This window comes from Nonomuraea maheshkhaliensis (assembly GCF_039529435.1).
GTDB lineage: Bacteria > Actinomycetota > Actinomycetes > Streptosporangiales > Streptosporangiaceae > Nonomuraea > Nonomuraea maheshkhaliensis.
This window is the reverse complement of the sequence record NZ_BAAAMU010000080.1, coordinates 31011-47351: the sequence shown is the minus strand read 5'-3', so window position 1 is coordinate 47351 and position 16341 is coordinate 31011. Positions and strand designations below refer to the sequence as shown.

Annotated in this window: 14 protein-coding genes; 1 reads left to right on the top strand and 13 read right to left on the bottom strand. The window is 69.4% G+C overall.

Features of this window, described 5'->3' with window-relative positions; translation table 11 throughout:
* The 13 genes from ABFX54_RS38360 to ABFX54_RS38300 form a co-directional block, all read right to left on the bottom strand.
* The coding region (locus tag ABFX54_RS38360; protein ID WP_346111686.1) for an ROK family protein at positions 1-677 on the bottom strand (677 nt) is incomplete at its 3' end.
* Positions 678-793: 116 nt separating this feature from the next.
* Positions 794-1837: a LacI family DNA-binding transcriptional regulator gene (locus ABFX54_RS38355; protein WP_346111684.1), complete on the bottom strand. Its 1044-nt coding sequence runs from the start codon at positions 1835-1837 to the stop codon at positions 794-796.
* Positions 1834-3675, bottom strand: a complete 1842-nt coding sequence (locus ABFX54_RS38350) for an MBL fold metallo-hydrolase (RefSeq protein WP_346111691.1) — start codon at positions 3673-3675, stop codon at positions 1834-1836. The genes ABFX54_RS38355 and ABFX54_RS38350 overlap by 4 nt, the downstream gene beginning before the upstream one ends.
* A 57-nt stretch (positions 3676-3732) precedes the next feature.
* Positions 3733-5442 carry an alpha-amylase family protein gene (locus tag ABFX54_RS38345; protein ID WP_346111683.1) on the bottom strand — a complete coding sequence of 570 codons (1710 nt, stop codon included), beginning with the start codon at positions 5440-5442 and terminating at the stop codon, positions 3733-3735.
* A 51-nt stretch (positions 5443-5493) separates the two neighbouring features.
* Positions 5494-6321, bottom strand: a complete 828-nt coding sequence (locus ABFX54_RS38340; RefSeq protein ID WP_346111682.1) for a carbohydrate ABC transporter permease — start codon at positions 6319-6321, stop codon at positions 5494-5496.
* The gene (locus ABFX54_RS38335) at positions 6318-7250 is read right to left on the bottom strand and encodes a carbohydrate ABC transporter permease (RefSeq protein WP_346111681.1); all 933 of its coding nucleotides are present in this window, start codon (positions 7248-7250) and stop codon (positions 6318-6320) included. Before ABFX54_RS38335 ends, ABFX54_RS38340 begins: the two co-directional genes overlap by 4 nt.
* Before the next feature lies 1 nt (position 7251).
* Positions 7252-8655, bottom strand: a complete 1404-nt coding sequence (locus tag ABFX54_RS38330) for an ABC transporter substrate-binding protein (protein WP_346111680.1) — start codon at positions 8653-8655, stop codon at positions 7252-7254.
* 354 nt (positions 8656-9009) lie between these two features.
* Positions 9010-10608: a solute symporter family protein gene (locus tag ABFX54_RS38325; protein WP_346111690.1), complete on the bottom strand. Its 1599-nt coding sequence runs from the start codon at positions 10606-10608 to the stop codon at positions 9010-9012.
* Between the two features lie 17 nt (positions 10609-10625).
* Entirely contained in the window at positions 10626-10856 is a 231-nt protein-coding gene (locus ABFX54_RS38320; RefSeq protein ID WP_428834618.1) for a DUF485 domain-containing protein, read from the bottom strand.
* A gap of 264 nt (positions 10857-11120) precedes the next feature.
* Entirely contained in the window at positions 11121-11945 is an 825-nt protein-coding gene (locus tag ABFX54_RS38315) for a carbohydrate ABC transporter permease (protein ID WP_346111678.1), read from the bottom strand.
* The gene (locus tag ABFX54_RS38310; RefSeq protein WP_346111676.1) at positions 11942-12829 is read right to left on the bottom strand and encodes a carbohydrate ABC transporter permease; all 888 of its coding nucleotides are present in this window, start codon (positions 12827-12829) and stop codon (positions 11942-11944) included. Before ABFX54_RS38310 ends, ABFX54_RS38315 begins: the two co-directional genes overlap by 4 nt.
* Positions 12826-14088 carry an ABC transporter substrate-binding protein gene (locus ABFX54_RS38305; protein WP_346111675.1) on the bottom strand — a complete coding sequence of 421 codons (1263 nt, stop codon included), beginning with the start codon at positions 14086-14088 and terminating at the stop codon, positions 12826-12828. Before ABFX54_RS38305 ends, ABFX54_RS38310 begins: the two co-directional genes overlap by 4 nt.
* A 56-nt stretch (positions 14089-14144) precedes the next feature.
* On the bottom strand, positions 14145-15302 hold the full coding sequence (locus ABFX54_RS38300; RefSeq protein ID WP_346111674.1) for a trans-sulfuration enzyme family protein: 1158 nt from the start codon (positions 15300-15302) through the stop codon (positions 14145-14147).
* A gap of 11 nt (positions 15303-15313) precedes the next feature.
* Between ABFX54_RS38300 and ABFX54_RS38295 the strand changes: the two genes are divergently transcribed.
* The gene (locus ABFX54_RS38295) at positions 15314-16309 is read left to right on the top strand and encodes a LacI family DNA-binding transcriptional regulator (protein ID WP_346111673.1); all 996 of its coding nucleotides are present in this window, start codon (positions 15314-15316) and stop codon (positions 16307-16309) included.
* Positions 16310-16341: the final 32 nt, after the last annotated feature.

The following is a 16341-nucleotide window of genomic DNA, read 5'->3' as shown; positions in this document are numbered from 1 at the left end:
CCCCGCCGGCCGGGGCCGCCCCGGGGGGCCGGCCGCCCCAGGGCGGACAGCGACGAGGGCCGGCCGGCCGCGATGGCCTCCCGGGCGCGCTCGGCGATGGCGGTGCCGGACGCGTACGCCTCCAGGCAGCCCAGCCGGCCGCACGAGCACCCGCGCCCGCCCGGCCGCACCATGACGTGGCCCAGCTCGCCGCCGTTGCCCGCCGCGCCCCGGTGCAGGCGTCCGCCGATGACCGAGCCGCCGCCGACGCCGGTGGAGACGGTGAGGTAGAGCATGGTGCTGGTGCCGCGCCCCGCGCCGTACCGGAACTCGCCCAGCGCCGCGGCCGTGGCATCGTTCTCAAGCACGGAAGGGACGCCGAACGCCTCGGAGGCCATCGCCCCGACGGGGACGTCGATCCACCCCGGCAGGTGCGGCGGGCACTCCAGCACGCCGGTCCTGGTGTCCAGCGGTCCGCCGCAGGAGATGCCGACCGCGGCCACCTCGGGCAGCCCGGCCTCCGCGACCGCCTTCCTGCCCAGGTCGAACAGCCGGTCCAGGACGCGCCGCGGCCCCTCGTCCCTGCGGGTGGGGGCGACCTGCCAGCCGTGGATCAGGCCGTCGCCGGTGACCACGCCGGCGGCGAGTTTGGTGCCGCCGATGTCGAGCGACAGGACGGCGGGACGATCGTGCTGCATGGGACCTCCGGCGGGACCTCCGAAGGGAACGGCCGCCACATCCGCTGTGACATCGTTCCCACACGGATCCTAGGTGGAATTTTCCCCATGGGTCAACGCGCGCCAGGCCGGAAAGGTCAGAGCGCGGGCGGCGGCGCGGTGGATTCGCGCTGGACGAGCCGCACGTTGAGCACGGTCGTGACGGAGTCGGACTCGGGCCGCTCGATCCGCTCGTCGAGCCGGCGCACCGAGGTCGCGCCCAGGTTGAAGGTGTCCTGCGAGACCGCGCTGACCGTCGGCGAGACCATGCTCATCCACGGCGCGTCGTCGAACGCGACGAGGCTGATGTCGGCGGGCACGCGCAGCCCGAGCTCGTGGATCGCCCGCCAGACGCCCTCGGCGAGCACGTTGTTGGCGGTGAAGACGGCGGTCGGGCGGTCGGGGCCGCGCAGGATGTCGAGGGCCCTGCGGCGGGAGTCGGCGACGTCCCAGCCGGAGGAGACGACGAGATCGGGATCGACCGTGATGCCGCCGGCCGACAGCGCCTCCAGGTAGCCCTGGTGGCGCTCGTAGCCCGTGGTCCAGTCGGTCTCGTCGATGAACAGCGCGATCCTGCGGTGGCCCAGCCCGACCAGATGGGCGGTGGCGGTGCGGGCGCCGACGCGGTTGCCGACCACCACGCCGTCGGTGGAGCCGGCCGCGAACTGCCGGTCCACCTCGACGACCGGGATGCCGTGGGAGGACAGGTAGGTGGACACGGCCGACGAGGTAGGCGTGACGATGACGCCGGCCACCCGGAGGGCGACCAGCGCCTCGGCGGCCTCGCTCTCGGCCTGCGCCGACAGGCTCGTGTCGAACAGCACCATGGTGTAGCCGCGTTCGCGGGCCTCGCTGCTGGCCCCGGCGGCAAGTTCGGCGTAGAACGGGTTGCGCAGATCGCTCACCAGGATCCCGACCGACCGGCTGACCTGCTGCTTGAGCGTGCGGGCCATGACGTCGGGGACGTAGCCCAGCTCGGCGGCGGCGCGCAGGACGCGCTCGCGAACGTCGCTGGCGGCGTAGCCGCGCCCGGTCAGCGCCCGCGAGACGGTGGAGCGCGAGACGCCGGCGGCCTCGGCCACGTCCTTGATCGTGGGACGGCGGGAACGGCTGAGGGGAGTGCTGCGCCGTTCTACGGTCATGTGTTCCCTTCCGGTACCACGTCCACCAGCGCCTCGGCGTGCTGTCCGAGCCGCAGGTCGCCGATGGTCAGGTCGACTGCGAGACGAACGCGGCGTCGCGGCACGGTGTCGGCGCCGAGACGGAGATGCACCTGCTCCACGCCCCCCGCGGGCAGCTTGAGCGTCAGTGATCCCCGTTCGCGCCTCCAGCCGGCCGGAACCACCGGTTCGATGGTCGCGACGGCCTTGTCCGGCCACGGGTTGCGCACGGTGGCCGTCAGCACGACCTCGCCGCCCGCGGGGACGCTCGTATAGTACGGCGTCAGTCGGCACAGCACCCCGTCGGCGCCGAGGTCGAGCCGGTCGAGCGGGAGCAGGTCGTGGTGCAGCGCCACCAGCTCCTCCCCTCGTCCGGTCAGGTGGCGCAGGTAGTCGTCGTCCACCCAGCGGGGCCGCCAGTGGCCGCTGACCATGAGGTCGGGGCGCAGGCGCCGGTACAGCGCGGCGCTCTTCCGGTAGTCCTCGATCTGGAATCTATTCTTGTACTGAAAATTCAGGATCTCCTGGCGTTCTTCCGGAATGCCCATTCCGTCCTGCTGGTCGCCGGTCACCAGCACCCGGTGCCCGTCCACCTCGAACTCGTACGCCGCCGCGAACAACGTGTGCCCCGGCAGGTCGTGCACCGTGATCTCGTACTCGCGCCAGCGCACCGTCTCCCCCAGCCCGAGCACCCGGTCGGCGGGGATGGGGTCGAACCACTGGCAGGGCAGGTCGTGGTGGAGCGGCGTGGCCAGGATGGGCGCGATGTGGGACGGCGCCCAGATCTCGGTGCCCTCGACGTCGCGCAGCAGCGGCATGCCCGCCACGTGGTCGTCGTGGTAGTGGGTGGGCACGGCCACCTCGACGTCGGTGACGCCGTAGTGCTCGCGCAGCGCGGGCAGCGAGGCCAGCCACGGCCGCCTGGCCTCGCGGGCCGTGCTCTTGACCAGACCCGTGGACATGTCGTAGCCGAAGTCGAACACCATGGCCGCGCCGGACTCCGACAGCAGCACGTAGCTGTAGGACTGGCTGCTCCTGTTCATCAGCAGATGCGGCGTGACCTGGATGAAGGGGTTCTCCAGCAGGCCGCGCACGTCCCAGGGGTGGGGGCGGCGGAAGTCCACGTACCGCTGCATCGCCGTCGAGAGCCGGGCGAGCGCGTCCTTCGGCTCCGTCATCGGGTCGCCGTGGGAGGGCAGCAGCACGTCGAGCTCCTCCCGCTGGAGCAGCTCGGCGCTGATGACGACCATGGCAGGGCCCTCGTTCTCGGTGTAGGACCACTGGGTGGCGGCCAGGGACCACACCTTGCCGGAGGCGTAGATCAGGTCGCCGGTGAAGGCGATCCGGCCGACCACGTACGTGACCGAGCCCGGCGTGTGCCCCGGCGTGGGCAGGACACGCACATCGACCCCGCCGTATCTGGCCGTCCGGTATTCCGGCACCACGCCCGCCACCGGCACGGGGTCGAGCAGGGAGAAGCGGTCGTCGCGCAGGTCGTAGTCGTTGAGGATCTGGCGCCCCTGCCACATCTCGCCGACCTTCTCGAACAGGTCGCGCTCGACCGGCGGCACGTGAACGGCGACGCCCGCCGCGGCCGCCCGGTGCAGGCCCTGCGCCTGGTCGCGGTGGTGGTGGGTCATCAGCACGTCGGTGATGCGATCGAGGCCGAGCTCGTCGAGCAGGTCGAGCACCCGCCCGGAGCCGAAGTCGATCGCGATCCCGGTACGCTCCTCACCCGGCCGGCCGGGAGCCCTGACGACGTAGACGTGACAGGTGTCCTCGACGCGGAGCACCCCGGGCGCGACTTCGATGACTTCCATCCTCACGACGCCGCATCCTATCCGGAATCGTTCCCACAGCCCATGCCCGGGAACGCCTCATCCCCGCCACCACTCCGCCACCCGGCGCAGGTCGGCGCCGGTGATCGGCTCGCCGGTGTTGTCGATGGACTCCACGTAGTACAGGGCGGGAACGCCCAGCTCAGGCTGGACCTCGGCGTACGCGAGCCAGTCGGCGCGGCTGGGCATGGGCCACTGGTCGGTGTCGATCAGGTGGCCCGGCATGGCGCGAGCGGCCACGGCATGGCGGTAACGGAGCTGGTCGACGGCGGGGACGAGGTCGCCGGCGACGTCGTACTCCAGCACGTCGTTGAGCCTGATCATGTCGCTGACGTCGGCGAAGGCCGGGTGCGGAGTGTGCGTGATCATGAGGGAGTCGGGTTTGACGGCCTTGGCGAGGTCGTACAGGGTGGCGAGCAGTTCGTGCAGGAGCGCCGGGCCCCAGGCGGAGCCGTACGCCTTCAGGTGCGCGCCGCTGGGCGACCACTGGGTGAAGTCGACCTTGAAGCCGTCTGCGCCGAGATCGCCCAGGAGGCGCTCCATGACGGCCCTGATCCGCCGCCGGTAGGCCGGGTTCGACGGGTCGGCGGCCACGGCCCGGCCGCCGGCGTCGGTCACGCACTCCTGCGCCGGCAGCCCCTCCGGCGACCAGGCCCGCCACCAGAGCAGCACCCGCTGGCCGCGCGCGTGCCTGGCGGCGATCCACGCGCTCAGGTCGGGCCACTTGGCCTGGTCCGGCTCGGGGTCGCCGTAGGTGAGCTGCCAGCGGTCGTCGATCACGATCGTGCCGGGCACGATGCCGTGCTCCTCGATCCTGGCCAGCCACTCGTCGTACAGATCCTGCCGGGACAGCTCGACCGGCGAGCGGCCGGCGGCCCTGGCGCACTGGGCGCCCCAGCCGCAGAAGATCGGCTCGCTCCACCACGCGTGCCGCTCCCGTGCGGGCCCGCGCGGTGCCAGGCCGTGGGCGACGAGGTCGTCGCGGTGGTGGGTGATCGCCTCCCAGGGCGAGGCGGCGGCGCGGAACACGACGGCCGGAGAGGTCCACGCCCCGCGCACCTCGGTGTGGCACTCGTAGTCGAACCGCAGCAGCGCCCCGCCGTCCAGCGGCTCGTACGCGAGCTCGGTGAAGGTCAGCTCGGCGATCCCGGCGCGTACGGAGGCGCCCAGCCACTCGCCGCCCGGCACGTCGGTGGCGCCGGCGGGGGCCTCCTTGCCGAAGGCCAGGACCAGCGGCGGCGGGGAGAAGACGGCGTGCAGCCGCCCCGGCGAGGCGTCGCCGACGACGGTGAGCGCGACCGGGACGGAAAGGGGCCGCACGACCTGGATCGGGTGCGCGGGCGTGGGGCTGAAGACGCCGCGCGCGTGCAGGCCCGTTCTGAACGTGCCCGACGCCCCGGTGTTGAGCACGGCCCGGCCGCCCATGAGGGTCACGTCGCTGAGCACGCCGTCCCCCTCGACCCGCACCTCCAGCGCGATGGTCTCGGGGGTGCAGGTCAGCCGGACCGTCTTGGCCTCCCACCCGGTCGTGCGCTGCGGGAAGTCGAAGACGACCGTGTCGCCGCGCTCGGCAAGGACAGGCGGCAGCGTCTCGTACGTCTCGTCGCGCCCGGCCGCGGTGCTGACCGAGGCGAGCAGGTTGAGCGTCATCCAGCCTTCGAGCTCGGCGCTGGGGTCGGTGCGGGAGACGGTCAGCCGGTAGTGGCCGCTGTCCAGGTGGTGAGCGGTGTCAGTGGTGGTGATGCGCATGGGTCGGCCGGATGCCTCGATCGTCGTGATGAGCTGGGCGGGGGTGGTCGTTCATCCCTTGCTGCCGGTGGTGGCGATGCCGCGCACGAAGTGCTTCTGGCCGAGGAAGAACAGGATGATCATGGGGATGGTGGTGATCACGCTGGCCGTCATGACGATCTCCCAGTGCCACTCGCCGCCGAACCCGAACTGGTCGAGCAGCGCCTTCAGCCCGCGCGGCACGGTGAACGTGCTGGAGTCGCGCAGGTAGATGAGCGGGCGCATCAGGTCGGTCCAGGCCGCCTGGAACTCGAACAGCAGCGTCACCACGATCGCCGGCCGGCACAGCGGCAGCGCGATCTTCGTGAAGATCTTCCAGTTGTTCGCCCCGTCCATCTTCGCCGCCTCGAACGGCTCGCGCGGCAGCCCGAGGAAGAACTGGCGCAGCAGGAAGATGTAGAACGCGCTGCCGAACAGGTTCTGGGCCCACAGCGGCGTCAGGGTGCCGACCATGCCGAGCGAGTTCCAGATGAGGAACACCGGCACCATGGTGACCGCGCCGGGCAGCATCATGGTGGCCAGCAGCAGGCCGAACAGCGGCCCCCTGCCGGGAAAGCGGAAGTAGGCGAAGCCCCAGGCCACCATGGCGCTGGTGACGGTCACCGCGACGGCGGCCAGCACCGTCACCAGCAGCGTGTTGACCAGCCACAGCGCCAGCGGCGCCTCCTGCCACACCCGGATGTAGTTGTCGAAGGTGAACGTCTCGGGCAGGATCCGGTGGTCGAACACCTCGCTGCGCGGCTTGAAGGAGGCGCTGAGCAGCCAGACGAACGGGTAGACGAACGCGACGGTGAACGCGCCCAGCACGGTGTAGGTCAGGATCCGCCTGGCCCGCCTCACGGGTTGCCTCCTTCGTAGTGGACGAACCGCCTGGTCACCAGGATCTGCACGCCGGTGATCGCCATGATCACGACGAACAGCAGCCAGGCCAGCGCGGAGGCGTAGCCCATGTGCAGGAACTCGAAGGCCTGCTGGAACAGGTAGATCGCGTAGAACAGCGCGGCGTCGTTGCTGTAAGTCGTGTTGCCCGCGCCGAAGAAGGCGGTGTACGCCTCGGTGAAGGACTGCAGGGCGTTGATGCTGTCCACGATGAACAGGAAGAACAGCGTGGGGCTGATCATCGGCACGGTGATCCGCAGGGTGCGCTTCCACCAGCCGGCGCCGTCCACGAGGGCGGAGTCGTACAGTTCCTGGGGCACGCCGCGCAGGGCCGCCAGGATGATGACCACCGAAGCGCCGACGGTCCACAGGCTCATCAGCACCAAGCCGGGCTTGACCCAGCCGGGGTCGGTGGTCCAGGCGGGGCCGTCGATGCCGAAGACGCCGAGGAGGCCGTTGATCAGGCCGCTCTGGCCGTTGAACAGCATCAGCAGCAGGATGCCGATGGCGACCGGCGGGGTCATCTTGGGCAGGAAGAAGGCGGTGCGGAAGAAGCCGGTGGCCCGGGCGGCGCTGTTGAGCAGCAGCGCCAGCCCGAGGGAGACGACGAGCTGGGTGGGCACCGACATCACGGTGAACAGGAACGTGTTGCGCAGCGCCAGCCCGACCTTGGGGTCCTCGAAGAGGGTCACGTAGTTGTCGAAGCCGACGAACGACGGGTCGTTGATGACGTCGTAGTCGGTCAGCGACAGGTACGCGCTGTTGATCACGGGCCACGCGGTGAAGATCAGGAACCCGAGGATCCACGGGCTGATGAACAGCAGCGCCGCCCTGGTCTCGATCCACTGCAACGACCGCCGGCGCGAGGCTCTGGTACGGGAGCGGGACATCTCAGTTCGTACGCTTCGTCCAGCCGGCCCATGCCTCGTCCAGCGCCTTCTGGGCCTCCTGCTGGGCCCGGTCGAGTGCGGCCTTCGGCTCGTCCTGGCCGTTGAGCACCCGGTTCACCGCGCCCTGCCAGGCGTCCTTGAACTCCTTGTCGGCCGGGTTCGCGGGCAGGCTGAAGGTGTTGTCGTTGGCCTCGTAGAAGGCCTTCACGCCGGAGTCCCACGGCTCGCCGCCGGAGGTGAGCAGCTTCTCGATCTCCTCGTCGGCCTTGACGTTGCCGGTGAGGATGCCGGTGAGGATGCCGGTGAACGGCTTGTCGTCCGCCTCGCGCTTGTCCAGCCGGGCCTGGGCGGCGGCCTTCCACGTGTCGACCAGGGTCATGGTCTTGGCGAAGCGGCAGGCGGCGCCGGGGTTCTCGGCGCCCTTCGGGATGGCCCAGGACGGGCCGGAGGAGTAGGCCAGCGGCTTGCCCTCGGGCGTGCGGAAGGTGTCGAAGACCATGGGCGCCTTGGGCGAGACGTCGTTGAGCACGTTGACGTACCACTGCTCCATGGGCATCGCGCCGAGCTCGTCGCCGGCGAACTGGTTGCCCTTGCCGAAGAAGTCGGCCGCGTCGCGCACGGCCTTGACCTTGGCGAAGCCGCCCTGCGCGTCGTAGATGGAGACGGCGAACTCCAGCGCCTTGACCACCTGCGGGGAGTTGAGCTGCGCGGTCCTGCCGTCGGCCGAGAGCAGGTCGGCGCCGAGGGACTTGGCCCACAGCGGCAGGAACTCCGGCAGCTTGCTGTCGTAGCCGATCACCCGGAGCCTGCCGCCCGGCGCCTTGAGCAGCTTCTTCGCCGCGGCGGTGATCTTGTCCCAGTCGGAGCCGTTGACGTCCGCGATGGTCAGGCCCGCGTCCTTGAGCAGGTCGGCGTTGGCCATGGTGATCTGGACCTGGTTGAACTCGGGGATGGCCCACACCTCGCCGCCGAACGTCACCTGGCTCAGCGCGTCCTTGTTGTACATCGAGGTGTCGATCCGCTCGCCCTGGACGCACGCGGTCAGGGGGATGATCGCGCCGCGCGAGGCGAAGGTGCCGATCTGGTCGCGGTTGGCGTAGATGAGGTCAGGCGGGTCGCCCGCCGCCACCGACGACAGGAACTGCTGGATGTCGAGATCGCCCTCGACGAGCTTCACGTCAGCGCCGCCGAGCGCCTTCTTGGCCAGGTCGACGCGGGTGCTCCCGATCTCGTCGGTCGCGCCGAAGCCCATCGCGGAGATGGTGCCCGAGTAGGTCGCGCCGGGGTTGAACTGGCCGGCCGAGGGGGCCGGGGCCGACGCTCCGCCGGTGCCCCTGGCACAGGAGGTGAGCGCGAGCGCCAGCGACACCGACAGCACCGACCAGCGGACGAGCGGGGTTCTCATGGGGGGTTTCGCCTCCACACTGATCAAGCGGGGCATCAAGCATGCTGATGACGGCCACGTGGCGCCAGGCCAGTGTGGCAACGTTCACACATCTGAGAACGTACCCATATCGCAGAAAAAACGTCAACCACTCCTTTCACTGCGTTTCCTTGTCGTTAAGGAGGTGCGACGGTGTGGAACGCCTGCGGAACGGCCGACGCCGCCTGCCCCGCGGTCGATCCCGCACACGCGAGAGGGCCCGGCCGGGAAGTCCGGCCGGCCCCTCATCGGGCAGGCGCCCCAGGGGCAGGGGGGTACGGGCGCCCTGTTGGTCGTCGGGTCCTGTTGATCAGGCCCCGCCGTGGTCGGGAAGGGTCAGTGCTTCGACGCCTTCTCCGCGCCGACGCCGGTGAGCGAGCGGACCTCGATCTCGGCGTACTTGGCCGCGTTGTACTCCTTGCTGAGCACGGTGCCGATCCAGCCGCACAGGAAGCCCAGCGGGATGGAGACGATGCCGGGGTTGCTCAGCGGGAAGATGGCGAAGTCGGCCGTCTTGAACAGCGCCGTCGGGCCGCCGGACACCACGGGCGAGAAGATCACCAGCACCAGCGCGGAGACCAGACCGCCGTAGATGGCCGCGACCGCGCCGGCCGTGTTGAACCTCTTCCAGAACAGGCTGTAGAGGATCGCCGGCAGGTTGCCCGAGGCCGCCACCGCGAAGGCCAGCGCCACCAGGAACGCCACGTTCTGGCCCTGGGCGAGGATGCCCAGGCCGATCGCGGCGGCGCCGATGACGAAGGCGGAGATGCGGGCCACCACGACCTCCTGGCGCTCGCTGGCCTGGCCGCGTTTGAAGACGTGCGCGTACAGGTCGTGCGAGAAGCTGGAGGAGGATGCCAGCGTGAGTCCGGCGACCACGGCCAGGATCGTGGCGAAGGCCACGGCTCCGATCAGCGCCAGCAGGATCGTGCCGCCCACCGAGCCGAAGATCTCCTCACCGATCCGTTGCGCCAGCATCGGCGCCGCGGTGTTGCCCGCCGCGTCTCCCTCGGCGATCGCCGTCTTGCCGACCAGCGCCGCCGCGCCGAAGCCGAGGACCAGGGTCAGGAGGTAGAAGACGCCGATGATGCCGATGCCCCACAGGACCGACTTGCGGGCGTCCTTCGCGGTGGGAACGGTGTAGAAGCGGATGAGGATGTGCGGCAGGCCCGCCGTGCCCAGCACCAGGGCCAGGCCCAGGCTGATCAGGTCGATCTTGCCCGCCAGGCCCTGGGCCTCGGTGCCGTACTTCAGGCCCGGGCTGAGGAAGGACTCGGGATTGGCCTTGGGGCCGCTGACCGTGGCGGCCTGGCCGAGCAGGGCCGACAGGTTGAAGCCGAACTTGCCCAGCACCAGCAGCGTCACCAGGGCGGCGCCGCTCATGAGCAGCACGGCCTTGACGATCTGCACCCAGGTGGTGCCCTTCATGCCGCCGAAGACCACGTACACGATCATGAGGGCGCCGACGCCGACGATCGTCCACGCCTTGCCGGCCGGGCTGTCGATGCCGAGCAGCAGGCCGACCAGCGCGCCCGCGCCCACCATCTGCGCCAGCAGGTAGAAGATGCTGACCACGATCGTGGACACGCCGGCCGCCGTGCGGACCGGGCGCGGGCTCATCCTGAACGCCAGCACGTCGGCCATGGTGAACTTGCCGGAGTTCCGCATCAGCTCGGCCACCAGCAGCAGCGCCACCAGCCAGGCGACCAGGAACCCGATGGAGTACAGGAACCCGTCGTAACCGGACAGCGCGATGATGCCCGCGATGCCGAGGAACGACGCGGCCGACATGTAGTCGCCGCCGATCGCCAGGCCGTTCTGCACGCCGCTGAACGACCGGCCGCCCGCGTAGTAGTCGGCGGCCGTCTTGGTCTGACGGCTCGCCCAGAAGGTGATCGCCAGGGTGGCGGCCACGAAGGTGAGGAAGAGGATCATCCCCAGGGTCGTCGAGGTCACTGGGTCTTCTCCTCCACCTCGTGGCGCAGCTTGTCGGCGATCGGGTCGAGCGCCTTCTCCGCGTGCCTGGCGTACGCCCACGCGATGAGGAACGTCGAGACGAACTGCAGCAGCCCGAAGACGAGCCCCACGTTGATCTCACCGATCAGCTCGATGGCCATGAACCCGCGCGCCCAGCCGGACAGCACCACGTAGAGCAGGTACCACACGAGGAACGCCACGGTCATGGGAAAAGTCCAGCGGCGGAAACGCCGTTTCAGTTCCTGGAACTCACTGCTCTCCTGCATTTGCTCATAGACCGATGCGTCATGTTCTTGTGTCGTCACGAGACCTCCACTGTGATGCGGATCACGCCCAACGTAAGAGCGCAACCTACCTGTCGTGGAGATCCGAAGGAGGGTTGTTCGCCGAGCCGCTGTGGGCGGGCGATTAGTTGGGGATGGCCTGCGGTGAAAGGTCCGTATGGCGCGATGAGCGGTCGGCTATCCCAATCACCCCTTTACGGCTCCCGCCGTCAGCCCTTCGACGATATAGCGCCGGATCGCGGCGAACAGCACCAGCGTGGGCACCACCGACACGACCGTGGCCGCGGCCATCGAGCCCCAGTCGATGTCGTACTGGGTGATGAAGGAGTTCATGGCCACGGGGATCGTCTTGGCGTCCTCGCTGTCGATGAACGTGATCGCCAGGAACAGCTCGTTCCAGCACTGCACGAACGCGAAGATGAACGTGGCCGCGATCCCCGGCAGCATCACCGGGATGACCACCCGCACCATCGCCACCAGCCGGGAGGCGCCGTCCACCTGCGCGGCCTCCTCCAGCGCCACCGGCACCCGCTCGTAGAAGCCGCGCATGATGATGGTGGCGAACGGCACCAGCATGGCCACGTACACCAGCATCAGCCCCGACAGGCGATTGAGCAGGTCGAGGTCGGACATCAGCAGGTAGAGCGGCCCGAGCGCGATGAACAGCGGGATCATCTGGGTGACCAGGAACGCCAGCATCAGCATGCCGCGCCCGGGAAAGGCGAAACGGGCCAGCGTGTAGCCCCCCAGCACGCCGATCGCGGTCACCGCCGCGGCGGCGGAGAGCGAGACGAGCAGGGAGTTGAGCAGGTACGCGCCGAAGTCGGCGAAGGAGAACAGCTCCGCGTAGTGCTCGAAGGTCGGGTTCGCCGGCCAGTACCGCAGCGGCACCGAGAAGATCTCCGGCTTGGGCTTCAGCGAGGTGACGACGATCCAGTACAGCGGGAACAGGGTGATCAGCAGCCAGGCGCCGAGCACGACGACCTTGGCCGCGAGCGCGAGCCGCCTCATCGGGCCTTCTCGAATCTCGTGGCGTTCAGGTAGAAGACGCTGAAGGCCAGCAGCAGGCCCAGGATGAGCAGGCCGACCGCGCCCGCCCGGCCGTAGTCGCCGCCGATGACCTGCTGGATGAGGAACGTGGTGATGATGTCGGTGCTGCCGGCCGGGCCGCCGCCGGTCATCGAGTAGATCAGGTCGGGGAAGTTGAGGATCCAGATGATCCGCAGCAGCACGATCAGCGCCAGAGTGGGCCTGATGTGCGGCAGCGTGACGTGCCAGAACTGGCGCAGCCGGGAGGCCCCGTCGACGGAGGCCGCCTCGTAGAGCTCCTTGGGCACCGACTGCAGCGCGGCCATGATCATGATGGCGAAGAACGTGACGCCGTACCAGATGTTGGCCACGATTACCGAGGTCATCGCCCAGCCCGGCGTGGCCAGGAAGCCGATGCGCCCGTCGATGAGCCCCGCCTTCAGCAGCAGGTCGTTGATCACGCCGAACTGGCCGTTGAACATCCACCGCCACAGCAGCCCGATCAGGAACCCCGACATCGCCCAGGGGAAGAACACCCACGCCTGGTACAGCCCCCGGCCCCGGAAGTGGCGCCGCAGCAGCAGCGCCAGCCCGAAGCCGAGGAAGAACTGGAAGAACAGCGACACGGCGACCCACGTGCCGGTGTTGCGCAGCGCCGTCCAGAACCGGTCCTCCCCCAGGACGGCCCGGAAGTTCTCCAGGCCGACGAAGGGCGTCGAGGTCAGGTCGAACAGGTTGTAGCGCTGGAACGCGATCACCGCGCCGCGGATCATCGGGTAGTACGTGAACAGCACCACGAACACCACGCCAGGCAGCAGGCACAGCGCGATGAACCGGGCCCTGCGGACGGTGAAGGCGCGGTTCACGACACCTTCTTGGCCTGGTCCGCCCAGAAGGCGTCCCACGCCTTCAGCACCTCGGCCGTGCTCTTCTTGCCGGTGATCAGGGCCTGGACATCACGGTCGGAGTCGACCAGGAACTGGCTCCAGCCGGGGTAGTCGACCGGCCTGATCGTGATCACCTGCTTGGGGTCCTGCTGCGCCTCCAGGTACGCCTTCCACGCGCCCTGCGAGAACTGCGGGTCGCTCTGGGCCTGCTTGGAGATCGGGATGAGCGAGTTGCCCTTGGCGAAGGCGATGCTCTGCTTGGCCTCCGACAGGAACTGCACCAGCTTGACCGCCTCCTTCGGGTGCTTGGTGAAGGAGGTCGCGCCCCAGCCGGCGTAGCCGACGGGCTGGTAGGCATACCCGCTGGGGCCCTTGGGGATGGGGGCGGTGGACCAGGCCGTGACTCCGCTCTCCTCGACCGTCTTGATCACTTCGGGGTCCTGGATGAGCATGCCGGTGACGCCCGAGGTGAAGCCCTGGACCATCTCCGGGTAGCCCCAGGAGACGGAGTCGGGGGGCGACGCCTCCTTGAAGATCTTCACGTAGAGGTCGAGGGCCTGGGCGGCCTCCGGGGTCGAGAAGATCGTCCGCTTGTCCTTCAGATAGAAGGATTTCTCAGGATCCAGGGCCTCACCGTTGTACGCGCTGATCATCATCACCGCGTAGTCGGCCCCGCCCTTGCCGCCCCTGAACGAGTAGCCGAAGCGGTCGCCCGAGGTCATCTGCTTGCCCGCCTCGTACAGCTCCTGCCAGGTGGCCGGGGGCTTGGTCATGCCGTAGTCGGTCCGGTAGAACAGGGTCCGCTGGTAGAACCCGTACGGGATCAGGTAGGGCTTCCCGCCGACCTCGACCGCCTTCTTCTGGGCCAGCTCGGTCAGGTCCGGCCAGCCGGCCCAGTCCGTGGTGGGCAGCTCGGCCAGCCAGCCGTTGTTGGAGAAGGACTTGGCCGTGTGGTCGCGCACTTCCAGCACGTCCAGGTCCTTCTTCGTCTGCAGGATCTGGGTGATCTTCTGGTCGGCGCTGTCGAGGGGCGGGGAGACGAGTTCGACGGTGACGCCGGGGTTGGCCTTCTCGAAGTCGGCGATCAGGGACTTGATGAGCTTCGTACGTTCCGGGCTGGTCAGGCTCTCGATCATCCGCAGCCGTACCTCGCCCGAGGACGACGAGCCGGAGCCGCCGCACCCGGCGGACACCAGCGTCACGGCGACCACGGCCGCCAGGAGGAGGGGGTTTCTCACGACGAGCCTCCCGCGATGGTTCAGACAGCGCTGTCAGTCACGCGCTGTGAGCCAACCTAGGCGACCAGCCCCTCAAGCGCCAGACCGAGGTCCTTGATCAAAGTGTCGGCGGGCTCCAGGCCGACCGAGAGCCGCACGAGACCGACGGGGATGCCCATCGTGGCCCGCACGCTCTCCTCGGTGGACAGCGCGGGTGCGTTCACCAGGCTCTCGAACCCACCCCACGACACCCCGATCCTGAAATGTCGCAATTTATCGAGAAAAGCTGCGACCTTCTCCCGCGACTCCGTGTCGAGCTCCACGCTGAACAGGCTGGAGAACCCCGACATCTGCCGCAACGCGATCGCGTGCCCCGGATGCGACGGCAGCCCAGGATGGTTCACCGCCCGCACCCCCGGATGATCGTTCAGGAAGGCCGCCACCGCCAGGCCGCGCTCCTGGTGCGCCGCCATCCGGACCGGCAGGGTGCGCAGGCCCTTGATCACCTTGGCCGCGTCGTGCGGCGACATGGCGGCCCCGTAGAGCTGGTACTCGGTCAGCGCCAGCGGCCTGACCAGCCGGGCGGACCCCACGACGACCCCGCCCACCAGGTCGCTGTGCCCGCCGATGTACTTCGACAGCGAGTGCACGACGAGGTCCACCCCCATCGTCAGCGGCTTCTGGAACAGCGGCGTGGACCAGGTGTTGTCCATCACCGTCACCAGCCCGCGCTCCCGCGCCCACGCGGTGATCCCGGCGATGTCCACGACCTGGTAGGCCATGTAGGAAGGGGACTCGAAGTAGAGTAGGCGGGTGCTCCCCCTGATTGCGCTGTCACATTGCGCGAGGTCCTCGACATGCGTGTGCGTGACCCCGAACTTCTCCAGATAGCGCAGGAACTGGGTGGTGGGTCCGTAGACCGCGCCCAGCACCAGCACGTGGTCGCCGGCCGACACGAGGGAGGAGATCGTCGCCGAGATGGCTCCCATGCCCGAGCCGAAACACTTCGCCCGCTCTCCCCGCTCGAGCGCCGCGAGCTTACGCTGGGCGAGGTCGACCGTCGGGTTGGTCCCCCGCCAGTAGACGTAGCGCTCGTCCTCGTTCTTGATCGCCTCGCCGAGCTCCTCCGCGGTCTCGAACGTGAACACCGAGTTCTCGTACACCGGCGGGTTGACCGCGCCCAGCACCCACGGCTCGTCCTCGCCCAACCGGCTACAGATCCAATCGTCATCCATGGGGGCAGACTATGACAGCTCGCACGCCGAAGCCGACGATGGCCGACGTGGCCCGGCACGCGGGCGTGAGTCTCAAGACCGTCTCCCGGGTGGTCAACCAGGAGCCGCACGTCAGGACGTCGCTGCAGCAGCGGGTGCAGGCGGCGATCAGCGCGCTCGGCTACCGCCGCAACGAGGCCGCCGCCCGGCTGGCCAGGGGCGCGACCATGCTGACGCTGGGGCTGGTCATGGAGAACATCTCCAACGAGTTCTACTCCCGCCTCGCCGCCGCCGTCGAGGCCGCCACCGCCGAGCACGAGGCGCTGGTCGTGTTCGGCTCGTACGAGGAGAGCGCCGCCAAGGAGCGCATGCTCATCGAGTCCATGTACGCGCGGGGCGTCGACTCCCTGATCGTCGTTCCCTCGGCGGCCGACCACGGCTGGCTGGCCGAGCACGCCGGCCTGACCACCGTGTTCGTGGACCGGGTGCCGTCCGGGCTGCAGGCGGCCGACGTCGTCCTGCTCGACGACGTGTGGGGCGGCCGGGCCGCCACCGAGCACCTGCTGGCCCACGGGCACCGCCGCATCGCGCTGATCTCCGACGACGACGGGCTGAGCTCGGTGCACGACCGGGCCATCGGCTACCGTACGGCGCTGGCCGGGGCCGGGGTGGCGGCCGACGACGAACTCGTGGTGTGCGGGGTCTTCGAGCCCGCGCGGGTCGCCCACGAGGTCACCAGGCTGCTCGGGCTGCCCGAGCCGCCGACCGCGTTCTTCGCCACCAACAACCGGGCCGCGATCGGGATCCTGCAAGCCCTGCGGGAGCGGCCCGAGCGGCCGGCGTACGTGGGGTTCGACGACTTCGCCCTCGCCGACGTGTTCAACCCCGGCGTCACCGTGGTCCGCTACGACGTCGCCCGGCTGGCCCGCAGCGCGGTCGACCTCCTGCTCAACCCCTCGCGGGTGGCGCGGCGGGTGAAGGTACCGGTCGAGCTCGTGGCGCGCGGCTCGGGAGAAATCCCGGCCTGACTCCAAGACGGAGTCAGGTCTCGGCATGCCCT

What these genes read in the sequence shown, in the direction of transcription:
- ABFX54_RS38355 (WP_346111684.1), bottom strand. Translation starts at nt 1,837, where the DNA reads ATGACCGTAGAACGGCGCAGCACTCCCCTCAGCCGTTCCCGCCGTCCC.
- ABFX54_RS38350 (WP_346111691.1), bottom strand. Translation starts at nt 3,675, where the DNA reads ATGGAAGTCATCGAAGTCGCGCCCGGGGTGCTCCGCGTCGAGGACACC.
- ABFX54_RS38345 (WP_346111683.1), bottom strand. Translation starts at nt 5,442, where the DNA reads ATGCGCATCACCACCACTGACACCGCTCACCACCTGGACAGCGGCCAC.
- ABFX54_RS38335 (WP_346111681.1), bottom strand. Translation starts at nt 7,250, where the DNA reads ATGTCCCGCTCCCGTACCAGAGCCTCGCGCCGGCGGTCGTTGCAGTGG.
- ABFX54_RS38330 (WP_346111680.1), bottom strand. Translation starts at nt 8,655, where the DNA reads ATGAGAACCCCGCTCGTCCGCTGGTCGGTGCTGTCGGTGTCGCTGGCG.
- ABFX54_RS38325 (WP_346111690.1), bottom strand. Translation starts at nt 10,608, where the DNA reads ATGATCCTCTTCCTCACCTTCGTGGCCGCCACCCTGGCGATCACCTTC.
- ABFX54_RS38320 (WP_428834618.1), bottom strand. Translation starts at nt 10,856, where the DNA reads ATGACCGTGGCGTTCCTCGTGTGGTACCTGCTCTACGTGGTGCTGTCC.
- ABFX54_RS38315 (WP_346111678.1), bottom strand. Translation starts at nt 11,945, where the DNA reads ATGAGGCGGCTCGCGCTCGCGGCCAAGGTCGTCGTGCTCGGCGCCTGG.
- ABFX54_RS38300 (WP_346111674.1), bottom strand. Translation starts at nt 15,302, where the DNA reads ATGGATGACGATTGGATCTGTAGCCGGTTGGGCGAGGACGAGCCGTGG.
- ABFX54_RS38295 (WP_346111673.1), top strand. Translation starts at nt 15,314, where the DNA reads ATGACAGCTCGCACGCCGAAGCCGACGATGGCCGACGTGGCCCGGCAC.